This is a genomic window from Arthrobacter sp. JCM 19049, assembly GCF_001310435.1.
The window spans coordinates 1-2,982 of sequence record NZ_BAXF01000267.1 but is presented as its reverse complement, the minus strand read 5'-3'; the positions used below and the strand labels follow the sequence as shown (position 1 = coordinate 2,982).

Genomic DNA, 2,982 nt, shown 5'->3' with positions numbered 1-2,982 from the left:
CCAGGGCCACCCGCCCGGCGTCGGCCGGGACCAGGGCCTGGGCGCTGCGTTCGGTGGCGGTGGTGGCCAGTTCCGTGGTTTCGCTCATTTGCCGCTCCGTCCGGTGACGGCCTGGCCGATGGCGTCGATCAGTGAGTGCAGTTCGGCATCGGTGATGATGAACGGCGGGCTGATCTGGATCGTGTTTCCGCGCAGCGGGCGGCCGATGAAGCCCAGCTCCACCAGGTCATCACAAACCTGTTCGGCGCTGAGCGAGGCGTCCAAGGTGACCCCGCCGAGCAGTCCGGCGCTGCGCACTTCGGTGACCGCTTCCACACGGGCGACCAGGTCCTCCAGCGCCTGGCGCAGCACCGACTCCAGCTCGGCCACGCGCGGCACCAGCTGTTCGCGCTCCAGGATCTCCAGGTGCTTCAGCGCGACCGCGCAGGCGGTGGCGTGCCCGGCGTAGGTGGCACCGTGGCGGAAGATCGGGGTGTCAGGGGCGTCAACGTAGAACGGCTCCCACAGCCGGGGGGCCACCATGACCCCGCCCAGCGGGGCGTAACCGCTGGTCACGCCCTTGGCGAAGGTGATCATGTCCGGTTCCAGGCCGTAATATTCGGCGGCGAACATGGTGCCCATGCGTCCGAAGCCGGTGATGACCTCATCAAGGATCAGCAGGATGTCGTTCTCCCGGCAGAGCCGGGCAATGGCTTCCAGGTAGCCGGGGGCCGGGGGATTGACCCCACCGGTGCCTGGACCGCCTCGGTCACCAGGGCGGCGATGTTCTCCGCCCCGATGCGCTGAATGACTTCCTCAACCTGGGCCGGGTCGTTGAAGGAGATCCGCGCGGTTTCCGGGACCAGCGATTCACTGCCGTAGCCCTCGCGGTTGAACTCCAGCCCGGCGATCGAGGTGCCATAGGCGTGCAGGCCGTGATAGGCGAACTCGCGGGAGAGGATCACCTTCTTGGAGGTGCGTCCCTCGCGCTGCCAGTGGCGGCGGGCCAGCTTGCAGGCCACATCGATGGCGTCGGAACCGCCGGAGTTCAGGATGACCTTGGCACGTTCGATCGGGCTGACCGCGGCCAGCTTTTCACCCAGCTGCAGCGCCTTGTCATTCGAGTAGCGCGCGAAGATGTGGTAGGTCTCCAGCTGCAGCATCTGCTCGTAGGCGGCCTGAGCCAGTTCCGGGTGGCCGTGGCCGACGTTCGCATGCCACAGCCCGGCGGTGCCGTCAAAAAGCTTCCGGCCGTCGGTGGTGTAGAGCCAGCAGCCCTCGCCGCGTTCAACGACCAGCTGTCGGCCCAGCACGCTGGGCGTATGCGCTTGCGCCGGCCACAGGGCCGGGCCGTCGATGAGGGAGGGGGTGGCAGGCGCCGAATGAGCCACGTCGTTGATGGTCATGCCGGATCGCTCCTTTCGAGAAGAACTGGGATGCGCGCCCGAGTCCGCAGTGCAACGCGGGGGCCGTGCTTCCAATCTAGGAACAGCAATTCGTAAAGAAAAAGCGAATAAAAACAACAGATTCCTGTTAGCCCTGCTTACACATCATGTGTTGGGCGCAAACGTGGGCGGGGTGGCGGCCGGCCGCCGCACTGATGGCGGTGCACAATAATCGAAGAACGCCGGCAGGGCGGAAACGCGAAGGGTACACGGATGCACAGCAGGGCAGTGAATCACCGCGGTGGGCACAAGGGTGCCCCAGCGGCCTCGGTGAACGGGTCGGAACAGTGAAGACCGGGCGTCTGGAGGCGTTTAGCGACGGGGTGCTGGCGATCATCATCACCGTCATGCTGCTGGCGCTGCCCGTGCCCAAGGGCACGGGGTTCACCGAATTGTGGAATGCCGTGGGCACCGCTCTGCTCACGTATGCCCTGAGCTTTACGTACGTGGGCATCTACTGGAACAACCACCATCACGTGTTCCAGCTGACCAACCGGGTGACCGGCGGGGTGTTGTGGGCCAACCTGCACCTGCTGTTTTGGCTCTCCCTGCTGCCGCTGGCCACCGCATGGATGGACTACACCGGCTTTGCGCGGGCACCGGTGATGTCCTACGGTGCCGTCCTGCTGCTCGCGGCCCTGGCCTTCGTGCTGCTGCAACGCACCATCGCCCGCTCCGAAGGCCCGGACTCCCGCATGCAGTGCGCGTTGGGCAGGGACAAGAAGGGCAAGGCCTCACTGGTGCTCTACCTGGCCGGGATCGCCAGTGCGGCCTTCATCAAGCCCGAGGCCCCGGTCTTCATCTACCTCGCGCTGGCCTGTTTCGTGGCGGTCGCGGTGGTGTGGGTCATCCCCGATCGGCGCATTGAAAGCTCCCTGGAGCAGCACGGCGACGATGAGTAGCGGCTGAGGGGCCTGGCGCCGCTTCGGGTCGGACAGGCGACCTCATTCCTGGTGCTTGCAGAAGACCCGGGCCTGGCCGACCTCCATGAACTCCTCGGGCTGCATCCGCTCCAGGCACCAGCGCAGGTGCCAGTGCGGTTCCCTGCCAGCATTCGCGAACCCCCCGGTGAGCAGGAAGTCCGCGGCGCTTCCGGCAGCGAGGAAGATACGGGATTGTTCGGGGGTCTCGATCAGGAATTGGGTGTCGCTCACGGTCGGCTCCTGGGATGGTGCTCGCAGCTGGTCTCAGGGCGATTCTAATGGGAGGTCGTCATCCGGTCAGGATCCTGATCCTTGCCTGTTGATGTCGGTTGCCAGCGTCGTGAGCCTCCTGGGGTTTGGTTTTCAAGGCAACGAGGAAGGGTCCCGACCTTCAAGGCCTGGCCATTTTCGGCCTGGTCGTGGTCCACAAGTGCATCGCCATGCTGGTTCTACCTGGTGCATCACAAGCCCTAGTCAAGAAGCACGGTGCAGGTGTTTGCGCGGAGCAGGCAGTACCTAGGAAGCGCTGGGGTGCGTGGTGTTCCGCCCGTCCGGCTGGCGGAACGCCCGGGCCACCGCCTCGCGCACCGCGCCGAGGGCCGGATTGGATTCCGCGCCCTTGCGGGTGACGAACA

Annotated in this window: 2 protein-coding genes and 1 pseudogene; 1 reads left to right on the top strand and 2 read right to left on the bottom strand. The window is 65.8% G+C overall.

Annotated features, from left to right (window positions below):
* Positions 1-84: 84 nt before the first annotated feature.
* Positions 85-1,385 (bottom strand): annotated as a pseudogene (locus tag JCM19049_RS10715) (aspartate aminotransferase family protein).
* Positions 1,386-1,711: 326 nt separating this feature from the next.
* Here JCM19049_RS10715 and JCM19049_RS10710 point away from each other — a divergent pair.
* Positions 1,712-2,326 carry a TMEM175 family protein gene (locus JCM19049_RS10710; protein ID WP_054821585.1) on the top strand — a complete coding sequence of 205 codons (615 nt, stop codon included), beginning with the start codon at positions 1,712-1,714 and terminating at the stop codon, positions 2,324-2,326.
* A gap of 42 nt (positions 2,327-2,368) precedes the next feature.
* Here JCM19049_RS10710 and JCM19049_RS10705 read toward each other — a convergent pair whose 3' ends face one another.
* The gene (locus JCM19049_RS10705; RefSeq protein WP_054821584.1) at positions 2,369-2,578 is read right to left on the bottom strand and encodes a hypothetical protein; all 210 of its coding nucleotides are present in this window, start codon (positions 2,576-2,578) and stop codon (positions 2,369-2,371) included.
* Positions 2,579-2,982 lie beyond the last annotated feature (404 nt).